This window comes from Kitasatospora sp. NPDC008050 (genome assembly GCF_042957465.1).
Lineage (GTDB): Bacteria > Actinomycetota > Actinomycetes > Streptomycetales > Streptomycetaceae > Kitasatospora.
The window spans coordinates 90,992-115,627 of the sequence record NZ_JBIBIJ010000003.1; the positions used below are offsets into that span (position 1 = coordinate 90,992).

Sequence of the window (24,636 nt, forward strand, 5' to 3'; positions counted from 1 at the left end):
TCCTTGTGATTTCCGCTCTACTCCTCGGATTTCCACAATTCGGTCCGCTTGAAAAACGGAAGGCGAATACTCATATGATGAACAAAGTTGCGCTCGGCGCACATACGAGACGGCACGTGCTGGGGGCGCACCCTGCGGGCACACACCCCGCGCATCGCACCAGTCCCCAGCGGACGCCGCAGCAGGGCTCGTGCGACACGAGCCACAGCAACGGCCCCTGCCGCGAGTACCTGCGGGCGACGGGGCGTCAGGCCTGCCCGGGACCGGCTGCGCAGCTCAGCGAACTACTTGAGAGCGGACGGGAAGAGCGGACCGGGCAGCCGCGGACGCCGCCGCCGATCGGGGCGACGCCTCGCGCACGCTGCCCGGCCCGCTCGAAGGGGGCCGGTCAGTACCAGTCAGTACCGGTCAGTACCGGTTACCGGTATCAGTGCCGGTCAGTAGTGGAGGTCGGGGCTGACCTGGTAGTCGTAGCCCGACCCGCCCTGCCAGTAGAAGCGCGCCTCGGCCTTGTAGTCGTGGCCCCAGGTCGGGTTGTCGAGGGAATAGCTGAAGCTGTACGAGCCGCTGTGACAGGGGATCGTGGTGTCGAGGGCCCGGGCTCCGGTGGTGTAGTCCCAGATGATGACCTCCTCGTTGCAGCTGCTGCTGCCGAGGTTGGAGTTCACCGTCGCCGTGACCTGACCGTTCCCCTCGCTCAGGCAGGTCTGCTCCCAGGCGGGACCACCGCAGCCACCGCCGGTCGACGCCGAGGCGGTGCCCGCACCCATCAGCGCGATGCCGCCGGCCAGCGCCGTGCCGACCAGCGCCACAGCGGCCTTCCTGACTCCGTTGACGAACATGATGGTTCTCCCTCTCGACCGTGGCCCGATCCGGTGACCGGGCACCTGAAGAGGGTGGGGGCACCCGATAGACATCTGATGGACAGCCGGGTCAGGCCAGGCCGCGCGGCTGCGGATGATCGAGTCGGCGGCCTCGATCCGGCAGGTGCCGGCCCGCCACCGCAGCTCTTCGTCCTCAGGGTCCGGGCCGGCAGGCCGCAGCCGCGCCGGCCGCGGGCTCTCACCGGCAGTCGCAGGTCAGCCCTTGGCGCCGGACGTGGCGAGGTTCTTCTCGAACGCGGCCAGGTAGTTGCGCAGGTGGTGGTCCTTGATGCCGTCGGTCTCGGGGGCGAACATGTCCTGGCGGTAGCCCTTGACCCGGTCCTTCAGCCCGGCGATGAACGGCATGGTCTCGTGGAGCTTCCCGTCGGCGTCGAAGTAGCGCACGGTGTCCACGTGGGTGAAGACCGGCTCGGGCGGCAGCTGGGGGACGATGTCGTTGTTGTTGACGAAGCGGTAGCAACGGTTCTTGAAGGCGGTGTTGTGCAGGCCGGCGAGCAGGCGCTCGCAGGTGCGGGGCTGGCCGTAGGTGTAGACGCCGTCGGGCAGTTGACGCGGCTGCTCGAAGTAGAAGTGGGCGCCGGCCAGCATGGCCAGGGCGCCGCCGAGGCTGTGACCGGTGAACCAGACGCTCTGGTTCTCGGTGCGCAGCTCCTGGATGGTGTCGCGGATCTGGGGGTAGACGGACCGCAGGGCTTGGTTGAAGCCGTAGTGGACGAAGCCCTTGTCGTCCGGCCCGGGAACGGGCGGGGTGTTGACGTCCGTCAGCCAGTCATAGATCTTCAGGACCTCGGTGCCGCGGAACCCGGTGACGATCATGCGGTCGCTGGCCATGACGTAGGCCTGGGTGTCCTCGATCGGGAACGGCATCCGGTGCGGGGATTCGAAGTTGCGCACCTCGTCGAAGCCCCACGCGCGGGCCTGGGCCTCGATGGCGTCCGGGTCCTGCATGGCCAGCCCGGCCGCCTGGGCCATCCAGTAGGCGTGCGCCAGGGAGTAGCCGGTCGCGGAGTGGTCCAGGGCGGGGATGGTCATCGGGGTCCTCCAGGAGGCCGGGTCGGGTCGCACAGCAACATAGCCCGGTGTACGAACCGACAGGGCCTGGCCGCGCCACCTGCCACCCATCCGGACGCAGTGGCGCGAGCGCGTGCTCATGGCGCGGATTCGGGGCCGGCGCGGTGGCCCTCACGCCGCCGTGCGGCGATGGCGGCGTGTGCTGCGGGCGCGGGAAGGTCGCGGTCCACCACGGACCCCTCCAGACCATCCACCTCACCTACGGTGACCTGGGCGTCCACGCCGCACGCCACGAGATCGGCGTCGACGGCCCGCTGCGCGAGTTCTACCTGCGCAGCCCCCTCGACGTGGCCGGCGAGCACGACTGGGTCACCGAGGTCGGCCGGCCCATCTTCCGCTCGAACGGCTAGCGGTGCTTCGCTCGGTTCACCCGGTCCTTTCGGAGGGTCGGTGGCCAGCGGCGGTCGGTGGTCAGGGGGGTGTCGGTGGTGAGAGACCGTCACTGCTCGGGTCGGGGAGCCGGTGGTCGGCTCCCCGACCCGCGCGGCTCGCTCCTCCATCGCATCGAGGAGCGAGCCGTCACATGGGATGTCAGTGAGTGAGGAGCACTCGCGTCTCGTCGCTCACGTTGGGCAAATCACTCCGGTCCACCCAGGTCGAGTCGTCGTGCTCGGTGAGGATGACCGGTGCGTGCTTCTCGACGGTGACGGCGAAGGTGAACTGGCGGGTCATCAGGCCGTTGTCGGAGGAGTAGTCGAACGTACCGACGTAGCCGGTGACCTCGGAGAGGGTGAGGCCGGTCTCCTCCATGATCTCCCGGCTCAGGGCCTCTTCCAGGTGCTCGCCCGGCTCGACGCCGCCTCCGGGCAGCTCCCACAGCCCGCCGAGGAAGTCGTCGGGCTTGCGTCGCAGCAGGAGCACGCGGCCGGTCTCGTCGGTGATCAGCGCGCCGACGACGAACTGCCCGATACCTGCCTGCTCGGCTTCGGCCAGGAGGCCTGGGACGAAGTCGGGTTCGGTGGCGAAGAGGGAGGCACTCACAGAAGCTCCTTGTGGTGGTCGATCACCTTGCGGGCCGCGCGGACGTAACTCTCGGCCAGCGGAAGATCCTCCTCACGATGCCAGACGGGGAGCTTGATCGTGTGCTGGTAGGTGTGCTCGGCGATGGGGAAGTCCCCGTCCGCGTAACAGCGGTGGGAGTGCGGGTGGCCGGGGAACAGCGGGCCGGGCTGCCGGTACAGCGGGAGCTGGTTCATCGGGCAGGTCGAGCCGGGCCGGTCGAACTCGGTGGCGCCTTCGGCCAGGAGCGCCTGGTGGAACCGGTCGATGCCCAGCCCGCCCAGCTCGTCGGGCCGGTAGGTGAGCGTCAACCCGTACCAGGACGGGATCACTCCGTCGGGCATCGCGATGACCTCCAGGCCGGGCAGGTCGGCGAATTGCTCGCTCAGGTAGCGGGCGGTCTCGGCCCGCCCGGCGAGGTAGCTGTCGAGGCGGCCGAGCTGGTCGCGCGCGAGGGCGGCGGCCAGCGGGTGAATGCGGAGCTTGAGGCCGGAGCCGGTGACCGCGTACCGTGCGAGCGGATGGCCTTCCGGGATCTCCGACTTGGCCCGCTTGTTGTAGTGCGCGAAGGTCAGCACCCGGTAGTACGTGTCGTCGTTGTCGGTGAGGACGGACGTCCCGACCTTCTGCCCGCCGTGCGAGGCGCCGTGGGCGTGGGAGCCGTCCTCCAGCAGGGCCAGTTTGTGGGTCTTGGCGATGCCCCGGAGCGCGAGCATGGCGGACGTGAGAGCGGTGCTCGCCGCAGCGGACGTGAGCACCCGCAACGAGTTGATCAGCGCGCATCTCGCGCGGCTGGAGGACCGGCTCGTGCAGGCGCAGAGCGCCGTCGAATCGCTGCGCGAGCTGCTGTCCCGGTCGGCGCACGGGTCGGCCATCGAATACCGCACGGTCCGTGAGCAGCCGGCCATCGGCATCCGCGAAGCCGTCGACCGGCGGGACGTGGTGAGCTGGTGGCAGGGCGCCCTCGGCGAGCTGCACGGCTTCGTCACGGCCCGAGGAGTGCGCCGCACCGGCCCGATGGGCGGTCTGTTCGCGAGCGAGCTGCTCGAGGACGAGCGCGGTGAGGCGCTCGTGTTCGTCCCCGTCGACGGCGCTGCGCGCCCGGTCGGCCGGATCGAGGCCGTGGTCGTGCCCGGCGCGGAGCTCGCGGTCGCGGTCGCGGTCCACCACGGACCCCTCCAGACCATCGACCTCACCTACGGTGACCTGGGCGTCCACGCCGCACGCCACGAGATCGGCGTCGACGGCCCGCTGCGCGAGTTCTACCTGCGCAGCGGGCTCGACGTGGCCGGCGAGCACGACTGGGTCACCGAGGTCGGCTGGCCCATCTTCCGCTCGAACGGCTAGCGGTGCTTCGCTCGGTTCACCCGGTCCTTTCGGAGGGTCGGTGGCCAGCGGCGGTCGGTGGCCAGCGGCGGTCGGTGGTCAGGGGGCATCGGCGGTGAGGGGCCGTCGCTACTCGGTGGTGGTGCGCTGGTTGGGGACGGCGCGGTCGCGCTGGAGGTCGAGGAGTTCGCGGAACAGGCCGTCCTGCTGCCCGGCGAGCTCCTGCCAGCTGCCGGTCTGGATGATCCGGCCCTTGTCCATGACGATCACCCGGTCGGCGACAGCGGCGTTGGCGATGTTGTGCGTCACCAGCAGGGTGATCCGCCCGGGAGCGAAGCCCCGCAGGGCGTGCAGGATCCTGTGCTCGGCGCGCGGGTCGAGGTCGGAGGTCGGCTCGTCGAGGATCAGCAGTCCGGGGTTGAGGGTGGTGCGGTAGAGGGCGCGCGCGACCGCGGCGCGCTGCCAGCCGCCGCCGGACAGCTCCGCGCCGCCCATCCAGCCCTGCGCCAGCAGGGTGCGCCAGCCCGACCGCAGGCGTTCCACGATCTCGTCGAAGCCGGTCCTCGCCGCCGCGCGCTGGACTTCGCCCATCAGGTCGTCGGTGAGCTGCCCCAGGTGGATGTTCTCGGCGGCGTTGAGCGGCCAGCGGGCGAACTCCTGGGGGACGCGGGCGACTTTGCTCCACATCCCGTCGGCGTCCAGCTGCTCGACCGGAACGCCGTCCCAGGTGATCTGTCCGCACTGCGGCAGGTACAGGCCGGCGAGGAGTTTGAGGAGGGTGGACTTGCCGCTGCCGTTCTGTCCGATCACGGCCACGATCTCGTCGCGGCGCAGCGTCATGTCGATGTCCTGGAGGGCGGGTTCCTGCTGGTCGCCCGGGTAGGTGTGGGTCAGGCCCTTGATCTCGACCAGCTCGGGCGCGGGCGGGGTGATGGGGCCGCGCTCGATCCGGTGGCCACCGGCTTCGTCGAGGAAGCGGAAGTAGTCGTCCAGGTAGAGGCCCATCCGGTAGAGGCGGGTGCCGTTGCCGACCATGCCCTGCACGCCGCTGGCGGCGGTGCGCAGCGCGAAGGTCGCGCCACCGGCTGCCGCGAGCCCGATACGGCCGGTGGCGATGAGGTACAGCAGGGTGCCCCAGACGAGGGCACTGCCCGCGCCGGTGCCGACGGCCGCCCACAAGGAGACCTTGGCGGCCTTGCGGGCGGCCTGTTCGGTGGCCGCGGTGATCCGGGCCTCGGTCCGGCGGTAGCGGTCCATCATGAAGGGGGTGATCTGGTCGGAGCGGACCTGGTCGGCGCGGCCCTTGTCGATCAGGTACCACCGGTAGATCCGCAGCGCCTGCCGCTCCTCGTTCGTGGTCACGGTCGCGAGGTAGTGGATGCGGGCGGTGCGGACAGCCGCCACACCGGTCGGGACGGCGCCGAGCAGCAGGAACGGCAGGAGCAGCGGGTGCAGGGTCGCCAACACCCCGGCCGCGGCGACCAGCGACACCGTGGAGGCGATCACGTCCTGCGCGTTCGACAGCAGATCGGGGGTCGTGGCCGCGCCCCGGTCGGCGGCCTCCCACTGCTCGTTGTAGGACGGCTCGTCGTACGCCTTCAGCTCGGCCTGGCAGCCGGCGGCGATCAGCGCGAGGTCCGCCTCCCGGTTGATCTGCGGCGAGACCTTGGTCGACAGACTCGTCACGGTGATCCCGAGGACGGCACGCAGGCCCGAGCAGAGGGCGAGGACCGTGAGCGACGGCGCGGCGTGCCGCAGGTGGGCGCCGACCGGGCCGGGGACGAGCAGCGCGCTGAGCGTGCCGGTGGTGGCGTACAGCGCGAGCGCCCCGAACACGCCGGACAGCAGCTGGCAGGTCAGGAGCAGGGCGGTGGCCGTCCGGTCCGCGGCCCAGGCCAGGGACAGGGCGCGGCGGACGAGTTGGGGCAGTCGGCGAAGCATCGCCAGGACGGACATCGACTGCTCGGCGTTGGCCCGGTAGTTGCCCGGGAAGCGGGCCCGGAACTCCTCCGCGTGCTCCTGGGCGTCGGGTGCGGCTTCGGGTTCGGCGTCGGGTGCGGCTTCGGGTTCGGCGTCGGGTGCGGCTTCGGGCTCGGCCTCGGGCTCGGCGTCGGTGGGTTGATCCTGTGCGGTCACGCTGTGCTCGGACACATTGCTCCCTCGGTCGGCTGCTGCTGGGCGTGGGCAGCCCGGATCGCCCGGCGAGGGTGCGGCGGATGCGCCTTCGCCGACAGGCGGGTTGACGTGCTCGATGAGCAGAGGTACCGGTCGGCACTCGGCGGAACGAGGTGGGCTGCTGGTGCGGTCCCCGATCCTGGCAGCGGCTCGCCGGGCTGCTCGGCGTGTCCCGCCAGGTCTCACTCGATCCGGGTGAATCCGTGTCGGCGTCGGCGAGTTGGTGGCAGTCGATCAGCTGGACACTCCCGCCCTGGTGGACGGCGCGGTCGGCAGGCGCCCGGCGTCGAGACCTCCACGTGCGGCGCCTACGCGCCTACGACAGTGGCGAGCGGCGGACACGTCGCTGCGCGGGCGGTCCCGGGTCAGGGGGCGGCGTCCACCCGCTCGGCGGTGACCCGCGCGGTGCGGACCGCGTCGACCAGGGCCTGGTGGTCACGTTCGTTCCGGTCGGCGTAACTCTCGGCGAACGCCGCGAGTGCGCGGTCGAAGGCATCGCTCCGCCCCAGGTACGCGGCGATCGCGATCCGGTCCCCGGAGCGCGCGTGGGCGCGGGCGAGCGTGGCGCCGCAGAGCTCACCGAACAGCCGCAGGCTGGTCGGCGCCATCAGCTCCGGCATGGCGACGCCCTTCCAGTCGCGCAACTGCCGGACATAGAAGTCGCGTTGGCGGCCGTCGATGCCGTGGACCCGCTCCCAGCCGAGGAAGATGTCGCTGGCGGCCTGCATCAGCCGCTGACCGGCCACCACCCGCTCCCCCTGGGTCGGGTACTCGCTTTCGCCGGCGTAGGGGGCGAGCACGGACCGGTCCGCCTCCTTGGCCTGCAGGAACAGGGGGTCCTCGTCGTCCCTGCCGAGCAGCAGGATGATCCAGCAACGCGTCCCGACGCTGCCGACACCGACGACCTTTCGGGCGATGTCGACCATCCGGAACTGGCCGAGCAGCGACCTGCGGTCGGACGGGAGGGTGCGTCCGTAGCGTTCGAGCAGTTCGCGGAACTCAGCCTCCAGCGCATCCCGTTGGGCGCCGGGGAGCAGGTCGGCGATCGGCACCAGCAGTGGCGGGTCGGCGTGGATCCGGCGTCGGCCGTCGACCACCTCGGTCAGCTTGTCGAACACCTGCAGGCTGTCCCTGCTGTGCGCCTTCGCGATCGCCTTGGACATGCGTCGGCGCTCTCCCTGCGCCAACTGCCCGGCCTCCAGGGCCTGTACCTTCTCCATGTCGGCCTGGGCGTACCAGACGGCGAGATTGCCCAGACCCGCATAGCGGAACATCGACTCGCGGTACGACCGCACGGTGGCCAGCACGATGGCGGCGCGCTCCGCGTCCGTGAAACCGTTGGCGCGCCCGGCGATCACCAGGCTGGTGGACAGGCGCTTGACGTCCCACTCCCAGGGGCCGGGCAGCGTCTCGTCGAAGTCGTTGATGTCGAACAGCAGGTGCCGTTCCGGCGAGGCCAGCAGCCGGAAGTTCAACAGGTGGGCGTCACCGCACAGTTGGGCTCTGATCCCGGAACTCGGCGTGGTGGCCAGGTCACTGGCCATGATCGCGGCGGCGCCCCGGTAGAAGCGGAACGGCGACTCGATCATCCGTCCGTAGCGGATCGGAACAAGCTCCGGCACCCTCGCGGCCGACTGGCCCTCCAGAACATCCACCGGATCGGGCCGACCCGCCCCGGGCTCGAACCGCGCATGGCTCGAGCGGGGCACGGCCCTGCGAGCCGCCTTGCCACGGGCAGCCCGTTGTTCGGGTGTCTGTCGCCGCACGCTGTCGGCGACCGTGGTTGCTTGGACGGTGACTGCTTCGACGGTGACTGCTTCGACGGTGTCTGCTTCGACCGTGGTTGCTTCCTGGGTCATCGAAAGACCTCCCGGCGCCTTCTCCCACGGTACGCCGATGGCCCCAGGGCCGCGTTTTCGAGCTCGAACGATGGGCCGGTGCTCCATACGGGCGAAGTGTCGCTACCGAGGGTGACCTTCTCCTCGCTCGCTCCATAGCCTGCTGGTCATGGCACGAGTCGACCGGTCGATGGCGATTCAGAGGAATCTCAGCAGACAGGAACATGGCGATTCTGCTGACCGGACGTCAGCATTGACCGGGCAACGTCAAGTCGCCTTCCCGCGACGATATTTCGACGCCCCGTCCGGGCTTCGCCGGGTCCACCGCTGCGCCCGGCTCATTGCTGCCCGCGCGTGCCCTGCTTCCTCCCCCCTTGCCCCGGAGGCTCCGATGCCCCTGCCCGCCGTCCCCCGTGCCCGCTCACTCCCCCGCGCGGCAGCCGCGCTGCTCTGCCTGGCGGTGTCCTGGATCCATGTCCAGGACCAGGGCGGCTTTCCCGGTGACAAGACACCGCACTACGTCGGCGTCGGCTACTACGTGCTGGAGGTGACCGGGGTGATCTGTGCGGTCCTGCTCCTCGCCGGCGCCCGACCGCGCGTCGCCCGCGGCAACGCCTACCCGCTCGACTGGCTGCTCGCCGCCGCGGTGGCGTTCGGCCCCCTGCTCGGCTTCGTCCTCTCCCGGGGCCCCGGCCTGCCCGACTACAGCGACGACAAGGGCAACTGGACCGAACCCCTGGCCCTGATCAGCGTCGCCGTGGAGGGCACCCTCCTGATCATGGCTGCCATGGTCCTCCTCACCGCCTCCAGAACGCTGCGGAGCGCCCCGCTCCGGCCCGCGCCCGGCGCCTCGGCCGTCCGCTGACCGAACAGCTCCCGGGCAGCACCCGGCGGCACCCAGCGGCCCCGGCAGTACCCGGCAGCACCCAGCGGCCCCGGCAGTACCCGGCAGCGGAGCACGATCCCTCGTCCCACGGAGCAGGTCTCCTCCAGCTGGATTCCTGCGCTCCTCAGCCGAGGAAGTCGACGCGGTCGATCAGCCCCTCTCGCACCCGGTAAGCCACCAGGGTGCGGATCGGATCGTCGGACACGCCGTGGGCGAGTTCGTGGTCGACCACCCAGTCGCCTTCGCCGAGCCGTCCCAGGATCTCGGCCCGGCAGCGGCCCTTGGCGAATTGCCCGGTGTAGTGGTCACGCAGGGCTTGCCGGCCCTGCAGGCTGCTGCCGTCGCGCCGCCGGATCACGACGCCCTCGGCATAGGTGGCGACGAAGGCGTCGATGTCGTGACTGTTGTAGGCGATGATCTGCTGCTCGACCACGTCGCGCGGTTCGGTCATGTGCTTGATCGTCTCTTCCTCGGTGTAAGGGGGTTCAGGCCGCGAGATCGCCGGCGGCGAGCCGGCGGGTGGCGAGTTCGGCGTAGAGCGCGGCGCCGTCGGCGAGCACCGCGTCGTCGAACTCCGCGTAGGGCGAGTGGTTGAGCGGCAGGTTGTCGGGGTCGGTCCCCTTCGGGGCGGCGCCGAGCCAGACGAACGAGCCGGGAACGGCATCCAGCACCCGGGAGAAGTCCTCCGCTCCGGTCATCGGGTTCGGCATCGTCTGGAAGCGCTCCTCGCCGAAGGCCTCCCGGACGGTGTCCGCCAGGAAGTCGGTCTCGGCCCCGTCGTTCACGGTCACCGGGTACCCGGGGAGGTACTCGACCTCGGCCCGCAGGCCGTGGGCGGCCGCGATGGCCCTGACCAGCTCCACCGAGATGTCGGCGACCTTGGCCTGCGCCTCGGCGGAGAAGGTGCGCACGGTCGCCTCGAAGTGGGCGGTCTCGGGGATGATGTTGCGCTGGGTACCGGCCTGGAGGAGCCCGACGGTGACCACCACGGGATCGAACACGTCGAAGTGGCGGGTCACCATGGTCTGCAGGGCGGTGACCATCTCGCAGGCCGCGGGTATGGGGTCCTTGGCCCGGTGCGGCACCGAGCCGTGGCCGCCCGCGCCGTGGACGGTGACGTTCAGCGCATCCGAAGCGGCGAGGATCGGTCCGCGCCGGGAGCTGAACTCCCCGTGCGGCATGGCCGACGCCACGTGCAAGGCGTAGGCGGCGACCGGGCGCCTGCCCGCCGCGTCCAGCACCCCCTCGGCCAGCATGGCGCCGGCTCCGTCGAAGCCTTCCTCGCCGGGCTGGAACATGAAGATGACGTCGCCGTGGAGCTGCTCGCGCCGTGCGGCCAGCAGGTGAGCGGCTCCCGCGAGCATGGTGGTGTGCAGATCGTGTCCGCAGGCGTGCATGGCGCCGTTGTCGGCGGCGAACGGTAGTGCGGCTTTCTCGGCGACCGGCAGGCCGTCCATGTCGGCGCGCAACAGCACGGCCGGCCCCGGTCGCCCGCCGCGCAGTACCGCGGTGACCGAACTCAGCGCCGAGCCCTGGCTCACCTCCAGCGGCAGCCCGTCCAGGGCCTGCAACACCCGCTCCTGGGTGCGCGGGAGGGCGAGGCCCAGCTCGGGGAACCGGTGCAGGTCGTGGCGGAGCCGGACCAGCTCCGGGGCCAGCCCGAGAGCGTCGTCGTGCAGGGACACAGGTACCTCCATCGGACCCGCGTGCGGCGGGAAGTTGTGCAGAGCGATCTTGTTCGGTGATTCTGGATCTTGCAGCGGGAGTTTCCCGCGATTTCGCAGGATCGTGGCACGAGGAGGCCCTCTCATGAACGAATCCACCGGTAGTCGACGGTGACCGGCGCCGAGGTGACAGTGGACGAGCTGGACCTCGCCCTGGTGAACGCGATGCAGCTGCGGCCCCGGGCACCCTGGTCACTGCTCGGCCAGACCCTCGGGATCAGCCCGGTCACCGCCGCCCGCCGCTGGCACCGACTCTCGGAGGCCGGAATCGCCTGGGTGACCGCCTACGGTCTGCCGCACCCCGAGGACCGCGGGTGCGTCGCCTACATCGACCTCGACTGCGCTCCCGACCGGCTCCGGCAGATCGCCGACGACCTGGCCGAGGACCCGCACGTGATGAGCATCGAACATTTCTCCCAGGGCTGCGACCTCGTCGTCACCGCTGCCTTCACCGACCTGGCGATGGTCTCCCGGTACACCGCCGAACGGCTCGGCCGACTCCCCGGGGTCAACGCCGCCCGCGTCCACCTGGCGACCGGCTTCTACGCCGAGGGGATCCGCTGGCGACTGGACTCACTGGACCCCGCCCAGCGCGTGGAACTGCACGACGATCACCTGGCGGGCAACGGGCCACCGTCCAGAGCACGAGCTGAAGTCCGGGAAGAAGACCGGGAGTTGCTCATCAGACTGGGCGTCGACGGCCGCCTCGACCAAGCCGAGCTGGCCGCCGCCACCGGGCTCAGCCCGTCCACGCTGCGCCGCCGCCTCGACCGGCTGGCCGCCACCGACGCGATCCGCTTCCGCTGCGAGATCGCCGCCCGCGACGCCGGCCGGCCGGTCCTGGCGACCTTCCGGGCCGACCTTCCCCCGGACCGGCTCGACGAGGTCGGCCCCCAGCTCGCCAGACTCCCCGAGATCCGGTTGTGCGTCTCCGTCACCGGCGCGCACAACCTCATCCTCTCCGTCTGGCAGCGCTCCCTCGCCGACGTTCAGCGGCTGGAAACCGCTCTCGCCCGCAGGTTCCCCGACCTGCGGGTGGCCGAGCGCCGCGTGTCGCTGCGCACCGTGAAACGGATGGGCCGGATCCTCGACCCGGACGGACGCGCGGTCCGCGCCGTTCCGATGGACATCTGGCGGGACCCGACCCCGGTCTCCTGAGGTCACGCGATGTCGGCCTTGCGTTCCACCAGTTCGTAGAGCTCGCGGTCCGGAGCGCGAAAGTGCAGGTACCGCTCACGTTCGTTCTCACCAATCGGCCCTACGTCGACGCCCGCTTCGCGCAGACCTGCCGCCGCAGCGTCGAGATCGTCCACGAGAAAGCCGACGGACCGTGGCGTATCCCCCATCCCGCCGGGCGAGGCCACGGCGAAGGTCGACCCGTCGGGCAGTGCGAACACGTCGGCCTCGACACCGTCCACCTGGACACGGGGCAATGCCAAGGTGCTGCCGAGGAAGGCGGCCATCTGAGAGCGATGGGGCGTGGACGTGCCCGCGAAGACGAGGCCGAGGATGCGCATACCGCCATACTTTCGCAACTCAACTACCCTGACGACTCATTAATGGTGAGTCCTGAGGTCACTGCGTCGCCGAGCGCGCGGCGTAGCCGGCGAGGAGGGCGCCGACGACGCCGGAGTTCGCCGTGGACGGGTTCACCCGCGTCCTGGCCGCCGAGCGACCTGCCCACCACTGCCTGACCTCGGCCGAACGGGCATCCTGGGCCGCGGACTTGCCGCAGCCGGTCCGGCCTGTGGTGTCGACGCTTCGCGCCAGGCACACACACGCACCGGTCGTCGGTCACCGGCCCGCCTGGCACAGCTGCTGGTCGAGCAGGGTGTCCAGGGCCGACTGGCTGTCCGCATCGCCGTCCCCGGTGCTGGCGACCACGGCTGCTCGCCGGCCGTCGGGGGTCGCACCGGCGAGCGTGTTGTAGCCGGGAGCGCCGCCGGAGTGGCCGAAGTAGCCGCCGCCGCAGGACAGCGGCACCCACCACAGGCCCAGGCCGTATCGCGCGTTGGGCCAGATGGGGGCCGGCACGGTCGTCTCCATCTGGGCCAGTTGGGCCGGGGCGAGCAGTCGGCCGCGCATCAGCGCGGTGTAGAACGTGGTCAGATCCGCGGTGGTGCTGACGATCTCCGCGGCGGCGTCGCCCACGGTCGGGTTGAGCGCGGTGACGTCGACCGTCGGGCCGGACCCGAAGTTGGAGTAGCCGTGCAGGTGCGCACCTGAGATGAAGGGGTCGGTGCCCGGTACCCTGGTGTGCCGCAGCCCCAGGGGCTGGATGATGCGCGTGGTGACCTCGTCCTGCCAGGTGTGCCCGGTGACCCGGTCGATGATCATGCCGGCCAGGATGTAGTTGGTGTTCGAGTACTTCCAGCCGGCACCGGGGGCGAAGTACGGCGCGTGCCGCATGGCGACGGCGACCAGCTGCGCCGGGGTGTAGCTGGCGAACCGGTCGGCCAGGAAGCCCGCCGTCGACGCGAACACGGGCAGATCGGCGGTGTAGTCGTAGATCCCGCTGGTGTGCTGCAGCAGTTGGCGGATGGTGATCCTGCTGCCGTCGTTGCCGTTGCCGGAGACCACGCCCGGCAGCCAGTGCTCGACGCTGTCGTCCAGCGACAGCCGTCCCTCGCCGGCCAGTTGGAGCAGCACGGTGGCCGTGAAGCTCTTGGTGGCACTGGCGATCCGGAAGGCGTCGTAGCGCTCTGCGGGCGCACCGGTGCTGCTGTCGGCCTGTCCCGCGGTGGCGAAGCGGTGGCCACGCGGGCCGGTCGACTCGGCCACCACGCCGACGCTGCCGGTGCCCTTGATCGCGTTCACCTCGCCCTGCAGCGAGCCCGGTTCGGCGGCGACCGCGCCGGCCGCGGGCGCGCACGCCAGCGCGGCCATCGCAGCGACGAGCACCACGGCACCTGTGCGACGTGGGTTTCTGGTACGCATGTATTGCCCCCTCGCAAACTGACAACCGCACCGCGAACGGCGGTGCGACAGCCACGCTAGGGAGGAACCCCGCGCCCTGCGATGGAGCCACCACCCGGGCCCGGGGTGGGGGCAGCCCCACCCCTCGGAACCCCTCAGACGGGACGAACTACCCAAAGGACCGGCGGCGTTGTGGGAGGCAGCCGGAGGCCGTGCGCGGCACCTCACGTCCTTGCGCTCGGAGATCGTGCGGGTGCTGCGGTGGCGCCGGATCCGGACGCGTACCTCCTTCGAGCAGCAGCCCTTGTCGCCGATGACGGCGGCGGGCCGGGGCCGGGGGCGTCCGATGCCGTCCGGGAGCGTCCAAGAGCGTCCGGGACGGTGCTCGACCAGTTGTTTCGCGTTCCGCCGGTTGCTGAGGTGCGGGGTGTGCCCCGGTACCGACTCCGGGGCACAACCGACTCACTGGAGGAGTTCCATGCGATTCACCAGGACCAGGAAGCGCGCCACGGCTGCCGTGATCGCCGCGGTGGCGATGGCCGGGATCGGGATAGGGACCGCGTCCTCGGCCCAGGCCGTTCCCGAGGGCCCCTATCCGTTCAGCACCGGTGGCTGTGCGGCGACGGAGATCATCCAGCTCGGGGGCGACGGCCACGACTACATGGCGATCGACCCGACCGCCAACCCCGGCCACTGCCTGTTCGGTGTCTTCGACCGGAACGCCTGGGCCTGGGAGCCCGGCGAGCCGACCACCAGCGGAGCCGAGTCACCGTATTGGTACGACGGTCCGGGCCAGAGCCTGGAGGCGTGCCTGATTGACACGGCCAACAACAACACCTGGGCCTGCGGTCCGATCAACTGACCAGGGTGCGGTGAGTGAGGCGGGCGCGGGCCCTCGCGGGTCCGCTCCCGCCGCTCGACTGCCGCGAGGGCGTAACGCGAGGGCATAGCGCGAGGGCATAGCGCGAACCCAACCACCCGGCTGTGCCCGGACGATGACGCTATCGAAGTACGCCCGCGATTCGATCCCCACCCCGGCGTCGAGTCCGGGGCCGGACCTCGTCACTGGAGGAATACCGTGCGATTCACCACAACCGCCGGACGCGCAGTGGCCGTCGCGCTCGCGGCAGCCGCGCTCGGCTTGGGCGCCACAACCTCGGCCCAGGCGGTAACGACAGGCGGCACGCCCATCACCAACGGCAGCTGCTCGGTGCTGGTGGAATCCATGAACGGCAGCCTGGTCGTCCAGTCGGCGCTCACCGACAACGGCGGTTGCTACCTCAGCATCTTCGACTCGACCAGCGGAATCCTGCTCGAAGGACCGGCAACCCTCAGCCCCCACAAGACCTTGGTCTACGTAGGCCTGAGCGGCAAGCTGACCGGCTGCCTGACCTCGGCCCTGACCGGTACCAGGGTGTGTGACCCGATCAACTGAGCACGGCCCGGCACCGCCATCGCGGGAGCAACTCCGGTCGCCCGCTCCCGGGTGGGATTGGCGGTTCGCATGGCGAGTGTGAGGCGCCTTCCCTTACTGATCGTTTCAAAATGAGTTGAGCCCACAACCTTGCGCTTGGCGATCTTGGTCGGCAGGCTGTGCGAATGAGTGCTGATCTTGTTCCGGACGGCCTGTGGGAGCGCGTGGCTCCGCTGCTGCCGCCCGCTCCCGAGCGTCGTCGTCGACACCCCGGACGCCCGCGCGTGCCGGATCGGGCAGCGCTCGCGGCGGTGCTGTTCGTGCTGCGGACGGGCGTCGCCTGGCGGGACGTTCCGGCCGAGACCGTGGGCTGTTCTGGGGTGACGGCGTGGCGCCGTCTGCGGGATTGGACCGAGGCTGGCGTGTGGCCCCGCCTGCACGCTGCACTGCTGGCCGAGCTGCGGCGAGCGGACCTGCTGGACCTGGACGACTGCGCCGTTGACGGGTGACACGTCCGGGCTCTCAAAGGGGGGATCACGTCGGCCCATCGCCCGTCGACCGTGCCCGCCCCGGCTCCAAGCATCATGTGATCGTCGACCGTCACGGCACACCGCTGGCCGTCACGCTCACCGGCGGGAACCGCCACGATGTCACCCAGCTCCTGCCGCTGCTGGACGCCGTCCCACCGATCCGGGGACTGCGGGGACGCCCGCGTCGCAAGCCCCAGCGTCTGTATGCCGACCGGGGCTACGACTACGACAAGTACCGCCGCCTGCTGTGGAAGCGCGGCATCAAGCCGGTGATCGCCCGACGCGGCGTCGCCCACGGCTCCGGACTGGGCAAGGTCCGTTGGGTGGTCGAGCGCGCCTTCGCCTGGCTGCACCAGTTCAAACGACTCCGCATCCGCTACGAACGACGCGCCGACCTCCATCAGGGCCTGCTCGAACTGGCCTGCAGCCTCATCTGCCTCCGTCGCCTCCGGACCGCAGGGTGAAGTAAGCGGTCAGGTGAGGATGATCGGATTGGTGAGTGCGGCGACGTGCCCGTTGGGATGGCGGACCTCGATACGGACGAACGCCGAGGCCTCCGACGTCGTGTTCCACTGCACCACACCCGCCCCATCACCGGGGAGGGATGCCCGGTGAACCTTCCCTCGATCCGTGTGGAAGCTGACGGTCCCCACCGGCACACCTCGTACTGCTGCCTGCACTTCGACCTGCCCACCATGAGTCGCGAGCTGTTCTCCAACCCCGGCAACGCGACCATCGGCATCGGCGGTGAACGATACGTCCACGTCCGCCGACTCGGCGATCCAGCTGCGGCCCGCACGGATTCCGGCCAGGACCGCCTCGGTGCTCAGTTCCTCGGCGAAGACCACGGTGTGAGGGATGCCGATCTGCCCCTCCAAGTGGGTGTCGCTGTTGCCCATCGCCGGCCGCCACGAGCCCGCGTTGATGTCCACCGCGAGGCTCCGCCCCCATTCCGCCAGGGCCGCCTCATTGTCAGCATTCCAGGGCCGGTCCGAAGTCCACAGCCCGTTCCACACCTCCACCACGTCGAAGCCCCGGAAAGGGAACATGAAGTCGCCCGACGGGTAGGGCGCATGCGGGTGCGCCGCCACGCACAGGCCCCCTACTCGATGGACCTGGTCCAGGCACTGGCCGATCAGCCCGTCCCTGGCCTGGTGGTTCCAGTCGATGGCCTCGCCGGGATTGAGGCCGAGCGCGAGCCAGTGCCCGGTCTTCGTGGTCACTTCCTCACCGAGAACAATCAAGAAGTCATCGGCGGCCAGATGCCCCCACGCACCGGGTTCCGCAGCCGAGTTGTGCTCCGTCGTCGCGATGAAGTCGAGCCCGGCGGCACGTGCCCGAACGGCCAACTCTGCCGGGGTGAGTTCCCCGTCCGAGTGGACGGAGTGGACATGGCAGTCCCCGCGGTACCAGGCCGCCCCGCGTCCGACCGCCTGCGCCGGCGGGAAGCTCAAACTCAACAAGGTTCTCCCCCAAAGTCCTGTCGAGCCAACGCGCAGGCAGAACAACCGGTTCCGTCTCGCCGCGGAGCGCCGTCCCAGTGTCGGCCGAGAGGTAAGGCCAAGACCTCATTCTGAAACGATCAGTTAGAGGGTCCGGCCCCCTACTGCCGGACCCTCTAAGCTGCGTCGACATGAGGGCGGCATCCGGCGACCGCCTCACGGCGACAGACGCGGGAGAACAACCGGTGGACCGCTACAGCAAGGTCGGCAAATTGGTGCGGGACCGGATTCCGCAGATCATCCGACAGGACGGGGCCGAGCCGGTCACCTACACCGCGGACCCGGAGGAATACCGCGACAGGCTGCGGGACAAGCTCGGCGAGGAGGTAGCCGAGTTCCTGGACGCGGACGAGGAATCGGCGCCGGGGGAACTCGCGGACGTGCTGGAAGTCGTGCGCGCGCTCGCCGCTGACCTCGGAGTCGACGCGGACCAGCTGGAGATGATCCGCGAAGCCAAGGCGGGCGAGCGGGGCGGCTTCGCCGACCGGATCGTCTGGACGGGCAACCGCTGACCGCACGGCCGGCCCGGCCGTGCGACAGAGCCGTTGGCTGGACAGGCCCCGGCCGAGCAGAACAGCCCGTCGGCAGAGCCGACGGGCTGTTCTGCAGGAGCGAGGTCAGCGCGGCTTCTTGAAGCCCAGGGTCGTCGCGTCCTTCAGGGTGTAGATGGTGCCGTCCGTGTCCTTGCTGAAGTCGCCGACCTTGGCGGCCGTGGGCGGCGTGTAACGCTTGGGCAGCTGCTGGTTCTTGGTCACGGTGCTCTCCAATGCATCGAGGTCGAAGCCTGGCATGGCGTCACACCATTGGGCCGGTTCTCGTCCAGGGTGTCCACTCGGATAAACCAATTTTGGCCATTGTGAGTCGACTTCACGCCCATGCAGATAGATCGCAAGCGAAACGTTTCCGGGTCAGTTCGGTTGAGATGTTGATCACGACAGGAAACAGTCCGAGCAGGAGTGCTCGGAATCACGTGCGGAATTCTTGGCATCTGCATATTGTCGGGACGGAAGTGACCTGGTCCTACCGCCACAGAGATGGCGTGATCTGGATGGGCAATCGCCCTTTCCCAGTTGTGTGGCCTTCCCTGGTGGTGCACGGTTCTGGGGAGAAGCGCCGATCGATCGAGCCCTGACGGGGCAGCCGGATGGCACGGGGACCAGTACGTGTACGGCGTGATCGAAACGACGGTGGTGCGGATGCCGCCGTGATACCTGGGGGGTGAGGCAGGTGCAGTCGCTCAACGACCACCTCGTGGTCTTTCCGGATTCTCCGGGCGGTGCTTGGGCCCACCGTCAGATCGGCGGCGAAGCACCGCAGATGGTGGCCCATGCGTCCGGGCGGCCATGGCTCGCCGGCTCGTGGGCGCCGGAGGACCTGGTGGTGTCCGCCGCGGGCCCGGTCCGGGTGGCGGTGTTCGGCCTGAGCCCGGTCACGCCGGGTCGTCTTGAGTCACTGGTCTCATCGGTGCGCGACCTGCCGGACCTGGACACGCTGGCCCGCAGCCTTCCTGGCAACACCCATGTGGTGGCGTCGGTCCACGGACAGGTGCGGTTCCAAGGCACCGTCACCGGGACCCGCTGCGTGTTCACCGCCCGTCTGGACGATGTGCCGATCGCCAGCGACCGAGCCGACGTGCTGGCCGCAATGATCGATGCGGAGCCGGATGAGGACCTGGTCGCAGCGAGCGTGACCTACGGGATGCTCTTCACACCGCTGGGTGAGCGCAGTTGGTGGCGCGGCGTGCACCAGGTGGCCGCGGACTCCTGTCTCGTGATCCCCGGCGACGGCGCCGCCCGATCGGTGCGCTGGTGGCAACCGCCGGAGCCGAACCTCCCCTTGTCGCAGGGGGCAGCCGTGGTGCGTGAGAGCCTGCGGGAGGCGGTGGCCCAGCGGCGCCCGCAGCAGGGCAGATTGTCCGCCGACCTGTCGGGCGGCATGGATTCCACCTCGCTGTGTTTTCTCGCCGCCGAACACAGTCCCGACCTGTTGACCTTCTGCTGGACCGGCGGCAGTGTGATCAACGACGATCCGTTCTACGCCGGCCGAGCCGCACGCCTGTTGGCGCGCGCGGAGCACCTGACCGTGCCGGACACCGACGCTCCACCGGTGTTCGCCCCGCCGTACTGGGCGATCGATACGGAGGCCCCACGGGCTACCACCCGGGGGATGAACGCGATCCGCTTCGGGATCCAGCACTTGGTCGAGCACGGCGCCACCCGGCACCTGGCCGGGCACGGGGCCGATGAACTGTTCACCGGAGGTGCCGCCTACCTGCGCACGCTCTTTCGCCGCCGGCCTGTGACCGCCTGGCGGCAGCTGCGTGCCCACCGGGCGCTGCATTGCTGGCCGTTGGTGCCCAGCCTGGCCGGGCTGCTGAGCGGGGGAGACCTCGGCGCGTGGTGGCGGCGATGTGCCGACGACCTCGCCCGTAGCACGCCGCTGCCCCGGACCCCGGCCCTCGGCTGGGGGGAACGGATCCCGGCGACACCGTGGGCCACGCGGGACGCGGTGAGGACCACGCAGACCGTCTTCCACGACGTGGCGGATCAGGTCGCCCCCCTGGCACCGGACCGGGGACAGCACGAGGCCCTCACCGCCCTGCGCAGCGCGGGTCCGGTGCTCCGGCTGCTCTGCCGTGATTACGCCGCCGAGGGGCTTCCGCTGGAACTGCCCTACCTGGATGACCGGGTGGTCGAGGCTGTGTTGTCGGTCCTTCCCCATGAGCGCTACAGCCCCTGGCGGTACAAGCCGGTGCTGGCTACGGCGATGCAGGGCCTCGTGCCCGAGGTGATCCTGAACCGGACCACCAAGGGCGACTGCGAGGAGCCTGTCGACCGCGCCCTGCGGCAGCACGTTCCCGACCTGCTGGACCTGTTCGCCGACTCGCTGCTGGCGCGCCGCGGCCTGATCGACCTGAGCAAGCTGCGGACCACGTTGATCACACCACCGCACACCGGGGACGTCTGGTCCGCCCAGCTGGAGGCGACGATCGGCGCCGAACTGTGGCTGCGTGAGATCGCATCCCGTCCCGCCGTCCCGCCGGCACTCGCCGGCCCCGCCCGCGGCGGCGCCGGCCAACCGCGCCGCGCGCCCGACCTCGAGGAGACGCCGTGACCAGTCCGCCCTGCGCGCTCCAGCCCCGCACCCGGCCGCCCCTGCACCAGCGCTTGCTGCCGCTGACCGCCGTGGCCATCGCCCGGCCACTGGCCAAACTGCCACCCAGGCATCTGCGTGCCGTGCTCGGGACACTGAGCACCGGCGCCCGCCCGGGCACGGCCGCCCAGGCATCCGCGGCCCGCACCGCAGTCGTCGCGGTCAGCCTGCGCTGCGCCGTCCACAACTGCCTGCAGCGGTCGATCGCCGCGGCCGTACTGTGCCGGTTCAAGGGCGTCTGGCCCACGTGGCAGGCCGGCGTGCGCACAACACCGTTCGCCGCCCACGCCTGGATCGAAGCCGAAGGCCGGGTTATCGACGAGCCCTACCCCGACGGCTACTTCCGGCCACTGCTCACCGTCGCCCCCAAACAGCCGACGCGTACCGCCTGATGGCCGACCCGCGTCACGACCACGCCCGGAGGGCCACATGACGCTCCGCCTGACCACCCACACGGTGTCCACCGACACGGACGACGGCGCTGTGCTGTTGAGCCAGCGCACCGGGCACTACTGGCAGCTCAACCAGACCGGCGCCTACGCACTGCAGCGCCTGCTGGACGGCCACACCCTGGATCAGGTCGTCGAAGAGTTCGCGGCCCATTTCGACATCGCACCGGCCCAAGCACACCAGGACCTCACGGCGATGACCGCACAACTCCAGTCATCCGGACTGGTGGAGGCGGGCTGACCCCCCGGGCCCAGCCCGCGGCGCCCCGCAGGATGCTGGTCGCTCCACCCTGAGCACGCTCGTCGTCACGGCCCCCGGGCGACGGGCTCGAAACGGAACCGCGCACACGATGCTTCGACAGCTGTGGCCCCTGACCCAGGGGCAGCGTCGCCCCTTGGGCGCCGCCCTGCTCCTCACCCTGACCGCAGCCGCCGTGGGCATCATGCAGCCCTTGGCCGCCAAGGCAGTGGTCGACGCACTCACCGCGCACCGCCCGCTCCTTCACCCCGTCACCGTCCTCGTCCTGCTACTGCTGGCCCAGGCGCTCAGCAGCGCCTTCGCCGCCTTCCTCCTGGAACGCACAGGCGAGCGATTCGTCCTGGGCATGCGGATCGGACTGACCTCGCACCTGCTGCGGGTCCACATGCATGCCTTCGACCGCCTGCGGGTCGGCGACCTCATGGCGCGCGCCTCGACGGACGTGGTCGTCCTGCGCGAGGCGCTGACGCACGTCTGCGTCCAGATCGCCACCAACCTGTGCGTCGCGCTGGGGAGCGTCGCCGCCATGTTCGTGATGGACCCGGTCCTGATGCTGCTCATCCTGGGAGTGCTACTCGCGTGCAGCGTCGTGATCAACAGACTGTCGGCGGAAATCGGCCGCTCGTCGACGGCGCAGCAGACCGCCGTCGGCGCGATGTCGGCCGGACTGGAACGAGCGTTGTCGGCCCTGCGAACCGTGCGGGCCAACCGCGCCGAACAACGAGAGATCGACCACCTCAGCACACTGGCCCACCGCGCCTACGACGCCGCGGTGCGCGGCGCCAAGCTCACGGCCGTGATCGCCCCCACGGCTCAGCTGGCCATCAACGCCGCCTTCGTCCTGGTCCTGCTGCTCGGCGCGGCCCGGGTCGACCAAGGAGCCCTCTCGCTCGGCGCGCTCGTGGCGATGCTGCTGTACGCCACCCAGCTCACCGGACCCGTCACCGAACTGATGGCGGGTATCGCTTCGGTGAACAGGGCCAAAGGCGCCACCGAACGCATCCAAGAGGCCTACGCGCTCCCCACCGAGGACGCCGGCACCGCCACGATCAGCCGCAGCACACCGTGGCGGCAACCGCCCCGGAACCCAACCTCGGCCCCTTCACTGGAGATTCGCGATCTGCGGTTCGGCTACAGCCCCGACACACCGATCCTCCATGGACTGTCACTCACCGTTCCTCCCCACGCGCTCGTCGCCCTGGTCGGCCCGTCCGGGGCGGGCAAGTCGACCACCTTCGCACTGGTCAACCGGTTCTACGAGCCGTGGAGCGGCAGCATCCGCATCGGCGGGCAGCCCGCCACGGACCTCGGCCTCAGAGAATGGCGCTCACACATCGGCTGGGTCGAACAGGACTGCCCGATCCTGCACGGCACCCTGCGGGACAACCTCTGCTACGCCGCCCCGGACGCCACCGACGACAAGCTGTGGCAGATCCTCGACCTCGTCAACCTCACCGAGAAGGTGAACCGCCTGTCGGCAGGGCTCGACACCGAGGTCGGCGAACGCGGGGTACGCCTGTCCAGCGGCGAACGCCAGAGAATCGCCATCGCCCGGGCGGTGCTGGCCCGCCCCCGCCTGCTGCTGATGGACGAACCCACCGCCCACCTCGACCCCGCCAACGAAGCCGCCCTGACGGTCACCATGCACAACCTCCGGAAGGAATGCTCCCTCCTCGTCATCGCCCACCGGATGTCCACCATCGAAGCCGCGGACACCGTCGTCATGCTCTCGGACGGCACGGCCGCCGCCACCGGAACGTACGCCGAACTCCTGCGCACCCACCCGGGATTCCAGCAGCTCTGTGGGCATCGACAAGGAGCGGACCGCGGCTCCACCACTCCTGCGCCGATCGGCGGGGTTGTCAGGGATTCCTGACAGCCCCGCCGGGTGAATCTGACGGACCGTCACCATGCTTGAGGTCAGTGGGAGGTGGAGTTAGCGGTGTCCTCGATGAGGTGGGTGACGGCTGCGGAGTGGGAGATCATCGCGACGTGTGAGCTGTTGACCTCGACCGTGTGGGATCCGGCGCGCTCGGCCTCGAAGCAGCGATGGCCGGGACCCGATCACACACGGCGGTGCCGCCCGGCCGCTGTCACGCGCAGCCGGGCGGCACCGCGCCCGCAGAGGCGCACCGCGGGGGTGAAGCCGGGTTGTCAGGCCGGGTTGTCAGGCCGGCGACTTCGCACTCGGAACGGTCCACCGGGCGGGCGTTCCCGAGCAGCTGCCGGCGGTCAGCGTGCTGCCGGAGGCCCGGAAGCATTTCTTGCCGGTCTGGATGTCCGAGATGGTCCCGCTGGGATTGGCCGACCACTGCTGGGTCGGTCCGCCGGTGCACGGCTTGAGCAGCAGGCTGCCGCCGGACATGTCGGCGCACAGCCCGTTCCGCTGCAGGAAGGTGCCGTCGAAGCTGAACTGCTGCTCGGCGGCGCCGGAGCAGGCGGCCATCCCCAGTCGCACGCCGCTGCTCGCACTGTTGTGCGGGTCGTCGATACAGGTGGCCGTCGAGGCGTTCTTGTACGGGCCGACGGTGATGGTCGGTTTGGCGCCGCCGTAGCAGCCACCGGTCGCGGTGTTGAAGATCGGCGCGGAGTCGTACGGCTCACCCGACGGCGGATCGATGACCACCGGCTCCATCGATGGGGCGTTGTCCGCGGTGTAGTTGGTCAGCGCGTTCTCGCACTCGATGGCCTTCATCGGACTGCCGCCCTTGCCGCCGAGCCAGAGGTCGAAGTGGGCGAGCTTCGGTCCGCCGTTGGGACCCTTGCCGCTCCAGTCGGCGCTGCACTCGTCGCAGCCGTCCTCCATGATGAAGTACTTCCGGACCCGGGGAACCCAGATCCTGGTACCCGGCGCGATCTCGCCCTTGTCGCTGGCGAAGGTGATCGGGTCGGCGTAGGTGCCGGTGCCGCCGGCGGTGCTGTGCAGCGTGGGGTAGGAGATCGCGCCGCCCGGCGGCGTGTTGTCCCACCAGCCGTAGAAGGTCAGGAAGGTCTGCTGGGTCGCGGCGGGGGTGCGGGCGTGACCGGGGGCGCCGGTGCCGGCCGCGGCGACCGGCGCCCCGGCCAGCAGAGCTGCGAGGGTCATGATCAGGGCGGTGCAGGCCGTAGCGACGGTCGTCGTCAGCGTGCCTCTGCGCATGGGTGGGCCTCCAGGCCGTCGGGTGTCCAGGCTGGCCAACTTCCTTGACGTAGCAGCGTCGTCGTCATGTAGGGTACGCGTCAATAGTTGTTAGGAAGTTTTCCTAACTTATCTTTCACGGACGCGGCGCCGACCCCGTCTCCCCCGCGGCAGCAGCCGTCAGCGGGTGCGGCGCGGGCTACCGCTTCCCGTTGCAGCAACCTGCCACTTTCCGAACGCGGCTCACCCGTCCGCCCCGTGCAGTTTGCTGCAACCGGATCTTCTTGCCGCGGGGCGAGTTCCGGCCGGAGGATGGCAAGCACTCCAGGTCCGGGCGGCTCTTTCCGTTCGTTTCGCGGCAGTGCCGGCAGTGCCGGCAGTGCTCCACCGAG

25 protein-coding genes are annotated in these 24,636 nt (G+C 70.2%); 12 read left to right on the plus strand and 13 right to left on the minus strand.

Annotated features, from left to right (window positions below):
- Positions 1-437: 437 nt before the first annotated feature.
- Together ACFZB9_RS07300 and ACFZB9_RS07305 are read right to left on the minus strand one after the other, a co-directional pair.
- Positions 438-842, minus strand: a complete 405-nt coding sequence (locus ACFZB9_RS07300; RefSeq protein WP_391444478.1) for a hypothetical protein — start codon at positions 840-842, stop codon at positions 438-440.
- 237 nt (positions 843-1,079) lie between these two features.
- A complete protein-coding gene (locus tag ACFZB9_RS07305) occupies positions 1,080-1,916 on the minus strand; it encodes a lipase family protein (RefSeq protein WP_391444480.1) in 837 nt (278 codons plus the stop codon).
- A 143-nt stretch (positions 1,917-2,059) separates the two neighbouring features.
- Here ACFZB9_RS07305 and ACFZB9_RS07310 point away from each other — a divergent pair, with 143 nt between their 5' ends.
- Positions 2,060-2,305 carry a hypothetical protein gene (locus ACFZB9_RS07310; RefSeq protein WP_391444481.1) on the plus strand — a complete coding sequence of 82 codons (246 nt, stop codon included), beginning with the start codon at positions 2,060-2,062 and terminating at the stop codon, positions 2,303-2,305.
- Between the two features lie 181 nt (positions 2,306-2,486).
- Here ACFZB9_RS07310 and ACFZB9_RS07315 read toward each other — a convergent pair whose 3' ends face one another.
- Positions 2,487-2,936, minus strand: coding sequence for an NUDIX hydrolase (locus ACFZB9_RS07315; RefSeq protein WP_391444483.1), 450 nt, complete (start codon positions 2,934-2,936; stop codon positions 2,487-2,489).
- Entirely contained in the window at positions 2,933-3,670 is a 738-nt protein-coding gene (locus ACFZB9_RS07320) for a DegT/DnrJ/EryC1/StrS family aminotransferase (protein WP_391444485.1), read from the minus strand. Before ACFZB9_RS07320 ends, ACFZB9_RS07315 begins: the two co-directional genes overlap by 4 nt.
- On the opposite strand from ACFZB9_RS07320, the gene ACFZB9_RS07325 reads away from it, so the two are divergent.
- Positions 3,669-4,301, plus strand: coding sequence for a GyrI-like domain-containing protein (locus ACFZB9_RS07325; protein ID WP_391444487.1), 633 nt, complete (start codon positions 3,669-3,671; stop codon positions 4,299-4,301). The two genes, ACFZB9_RS07320 and ACFZB9_RS07325, sit on opposite strands and share 2 nt — an antisense overlap.
- Positions 4,302-4,409: 108 nt before the next feature.
- Here the strand turns inward: ACFZB9_RS07325 and ACFZB9_RS07330 are convergent, their stop codons facing one another.
- Both ACFZB9_RS07330 and ACFZB9_RS07335 read right to left on the minus strand, forming a co-directional pair.
- Complete coding sequence (locus ACFZB9_RS07330) at positions 4,410-6,431, minus strand: ATP-binding cassette domain-containing protein (RefSeq protein WP_391444488.1); 2,022 nt, start codon at positions 6,429-6,431, stop codon at positions 4,410-4,412.
- 389 nt (positions 6,432-6,820) lie between these two features.
- Positions 6,821-8,077 (minus strand): DUF2252 domain-containing protein, encoded by a 1,257-nt coding sequence (locus tag ACFZB9_RS07335; protein ID WP_391444490.1) that lies wholly within the window; start codon positions 8,075-8,077, stop codon positions 6,821-6,823.
- Between the two features lie 607 nt (positions 8,078-8,684).
- Between ACFZB9_RS07335 and ACFZB9_RS07340 the strand changes: the two genes are divergently transcribed.
- A complete protein-coding gene (locus ACFZB9_RS07340; RefSeq protein ID WP_391444492.1) occupies positions 8,685-9,158 on the plus strand; it encodes a hypothetical protein in 474 nt (157 codons plus the stop codon).
- Positions 9,159-9,303: 145 nt separating this feature from the next.
- Here ACFZB9_RS07340 and ACFZB9_RS07345 read toward each other — a convergent pair whose 3' ends face one another.
- A complete protein-coding gene (locus ACFZB9_RS07345; protein WP_391444494.1) occupies positions 9,304-9,630 on the minus strand; it encodes a nuclear transport factor 2 family protein in 327 nt (108 codons plus the stop codon).
- 34 nt (positions 9,631-9,664) lie between these two features.
- On the minus strand, positions 9,665-10,864 hold the full coding sequence (locus ACFZB9_RS07350; RefSeq protein ID WP_391444496.1) for a M20 family metallopeptidase: 1,200 nt from the start codon (positions 10,862-10,864) through the stop codon (positions 9,665-9,667).
- A gap of 150 nt (positions 10,865-11,014) precedes the next feature.
- Between ACFZB9_RS07350 and ACFZB9_RS07355 the strand changes: the two genes are divergently transcribed.
- Positions 11,015-12,061, plus strand: a complete 1,047-nt coding sequence (locus tag ACFZB9_RS07355) for an Lrp/AsnC family transcriptional regulator (protein ID WP_391444498.1) — start codon at positions 11,015-11,017, stop codon at positions 12,059-12,061.
- A gap of 2 nt (positions 12,062-12,063) precedes the next feature.
- On the opposite strand, the gene ACFZB9_RS07360 is transcribed toward ACFZB9_RS07355, so the two are convergent.
- Positions 12,064-12,420 (minus strand): VOC family protein, encoded by a 357-nt coding sequence (locus ACFZB9_RS07360; protein ID WP_391444500.1) that lies wholly within the window; start codon positions 12,418-12,420, stop codon positions 12,064-12,066.
- A gap of 277 nt (positions 12,421-12,697) precedes the next feature.
- Complete coding sequence (locus ACFZB9_RS07365) at positions 12,698-13,804, minus strand: serine hydrolase domain-containing protein (RefSeq protein WP_391444501.1); 1,107 nt, start codon at positions 13,802-13,804, stop codon at positions 12,698-12,700.
- Positions 13,805-14,297: 493 nt separating this feature from the next.
- Between ACFZB9_RS07365 and ACFZB9_RS07370 the strand changes: the two genes are divergently transcribed.
- From ACFZB9_RS07370 to ACFZB9_RS07380, 3 genes are all read left to right on the plus strand, one after another.
- Positions 14,298-14,681, plus strand: a complete 384-nt coding sequence (locus tag ACFZB9_RS07370; RefSeq protein ID WP_391444503.1) for a hypothetical protein — start codon at positions 14,298-14,300, stop codon at positions 14,679-14,681.
- Between the two features lie 216 nt (positions 14,682-14,897).
- Positions 14,898-15,254, plus strand: a complete 357-nt coding sequence (locus ACFZB9_RS07375; protein WP_391444505.1) for a hypothetical protein — start codon at positions 14,898-14,900, stop codon at positions 15,252-15,254.
- A gap of 164 nt (positions 15,255-15,418) precedes the next feature.
- Positions 15,419-16,227, plus strand: a protein-coding gene (locus ACFZB9_RS07380) for an IS5 family transposase (protein WP_391444506.1) whose coding sequence is annotated in 2 segments (ribosomal slippage) — positions 15,419-15,740 and positions 15,740-16,227 — 810 coding nt in all. Because the reading frame shifts where the segments join, the coding sequence is not laid out codon by codon here.
- 9 nt (positions 16,228-16,236) lie between these two features.
- Here the strand turns inward: ACFZB9_RS07380 and ACFZB9_RS07385 are convergent.
- Positions 16,237-17,223, minus strand: a complete 987-nt coding sequence (locus tag ACFZB9_RS07385; RefSeq protein ID WP_391444507.1) for a CehA/McbA family metallohydrolase — start codon at positions 17,221-17,223, stop codon at positions 16,237-16,239.
- 227 nt (positions 17,224-17,450) lie between these two features.
- Here ACFZB9_RS07385 and ACFZB9_RS07390 point away from each other — a divergent pair, with 227 nt between their 5' ends.
- Complete coding sequence (locus ACFZB9_RS07390) at positions 17,451-17,777, plus strand: nucleoside triphosphate pyrophosphohydrolase (protein WP_391444509.1); 327 nt, start codon at positions 17,451-17,453, stop codon at positions 17,775-17,777.
- Between the two features lie 105 nt (positions 17,778-17,882).
- Here the strand turns inward: ACFZB9_RS07390 and ACFZB9_RS07395 are convergent, their stop codons facing one another.
- Complete coding sequence (locus ACFZB9_RS07395) at positions 17,883-18,056, minus strand: hypothetical protein (RefSeq protein ID WP_391444511.1); 174 nt, start codon at positions 18,054-18,056, stop codon at positions 17,883-17,885.
- Between the two features lie 427 nt (positions 18,057-18,483).
- Here ACFZB9_RS07395 and ACFZB9_RS07400 point away from each other — a divergent pair, with 427 nt between their 5' ends.
- From ACFZB9_RS07400 to ACFZB9_RS07415, 4 genes are all read left to right on the plus strand, one after another.
- Positions 18,484-20,379: an asparagine synthase-related protein gene (locus ACFZB9_RS07400; protein WP_391444513.1), complete on the plus strand. Its 1,896-nt coding sequence runs from the start codon at positions 18,484-18,486 to the stop codon at positions 20,377-20,379.
- A complete protein-coding gene (locus tag ACFZB9_RS07405; protein ID WP_391444514.1) occupies positions 20,376-20,810 on the plus strand; it encodes a lasso peptide biosynthesis B2 protein in 435 nt (144 codons plus the stop codon). The genes ACFZB9_RS07400 and ACFZB9_RS07405 overlap by 4 nt, the downstream gene beginning before the upstream one ends.
- 37 nt (positions 20,811-20,847) lie before the next feature.
- The gene (locus ACFZB9_RS07410; RefSeq protein WP_391444515.1) at positions 20,848-21,108 is read left to right on the plus strand and encodes a lasso peptide biosynthesis PqqD family chaperone; all 261 of its coding nucleotides are present in this window, start codon (positions 20,848-20,850) and stop codon (positions 21,106-21,108) included.
- A gap of 154 nt (positions 21,109-21,262) precedes the next feature.
- The gene (locus ACFZB9_RS07415) at positions 21,263-23,002 is read left to right on the plus strand and encodes an ABC transporter ATP-binding protein (RefSeq protein ID WP_391444517.1); all 1,740 of its coding nucleotides are present in this window, start codon (positions 21,263-21,265) and stop codon (positions 23,000-23,002) included.
- 291 nt (positions 23,003-23,293) lie between these two features.
- Here ACFZB9_RS07415 and ACFZB9_RS07420 read toward each other — a convergent pair whose 3' ends face one another.
- On the minus strand, positions 23,294-24,211 hold the full coding sequence (locus ACFZB9_RS07420; protein WP_391444519.1) for a ricin-type beta-trefoil lectin domain protein: 918 nt from the start codon (positions 24,209-24,211) through the stop codon (positions 23,294-23,296).
- Positions 24,212-24,636 lie beyond the last annotated feature (425 nt).

Bases quoted from the DNA above. Each gene is read 5' to 3' on its own strand.
- ACFZB9_RS07305 (WP_391444480.1), bottom strand. From the start codon at position 1,916: ATGACCATCCCCGCCCTGGACCACTCCGCGACCGGCTACTCCCTGGCG.
- ACFZB9_RS07370 (WP_391444503.1), top strand. From the start codon at position 14,298: ATGCGATTCACCAGGACCAGGAAGCGCGCCACGGCTGCCGTGATCGCC.
- ACFZB9_RS07345 (WP_391444494.1), bottom strand. From the start codon at position 9,630: ATGACCGAACCGCGCGACGTGGTCGAGCAGCAGATCATCGCCTACAAC.
- ACFZB9_RS07410 (WP_391444515.1), top strand. From the start codon at position 20,848: ATGACGCTCCGCCTGACCACCCACACGGTGTCCACCGACACGGACGAC.
- ACFZB9_RS07420 (WP_391444519.1), bottom strand. From the start codon at position 24,211: ATGACCCTCGCAGCTCTGCTGGCCGGGGCGCCGGTCGCCGCGGCCGGC.
- ACFZB9_RS07325 (WP_391444487.1), top strand. From the start codon at position 3,669: ATGGCGGACGTGAGAGCGGTGCTCGCCGCAGCGGACGTGAGCACCCGC.
- ACFZB9_RS07320 (WP_391444485.1), bottom strand. From the start codon at position 3,670: ATGCTCGCGCTCCGGGGCATCGCCAAGACCCACAAACTGGCCCTGCTG.
- ACFZB9_RS07395 (WP_391444511.1), bottom strand. From the start codon at position 18,056: ATGCCAGGCTTCGACCTCGATGCATTGGAGAGCACCGTGACCAAGAAC.
- ACFZB9_RS07340 (WP_391444492.1), top strand. From the start codon at position 8,685: ATGCCCCTGCCCGCCGTCCCCCGTGCCCGCTCACTCCCCCGCGCGGCA.
- ACFZB9_RS07300 (WP_391444478.1), bottom strand. From the start codon at position 842: ATGTTCGTCAACGGAGTCAGGAAGGCCGCTGTGGCGCTGGTCGGCACG.
- ACFZB9_RS07360 (WP_391444500.1), bottom strand. From the start codon at position 12,420: ATGCGCATCCTCGGCCTCGTCTTCGCGGGCACGTCCACGCCCCATCGC.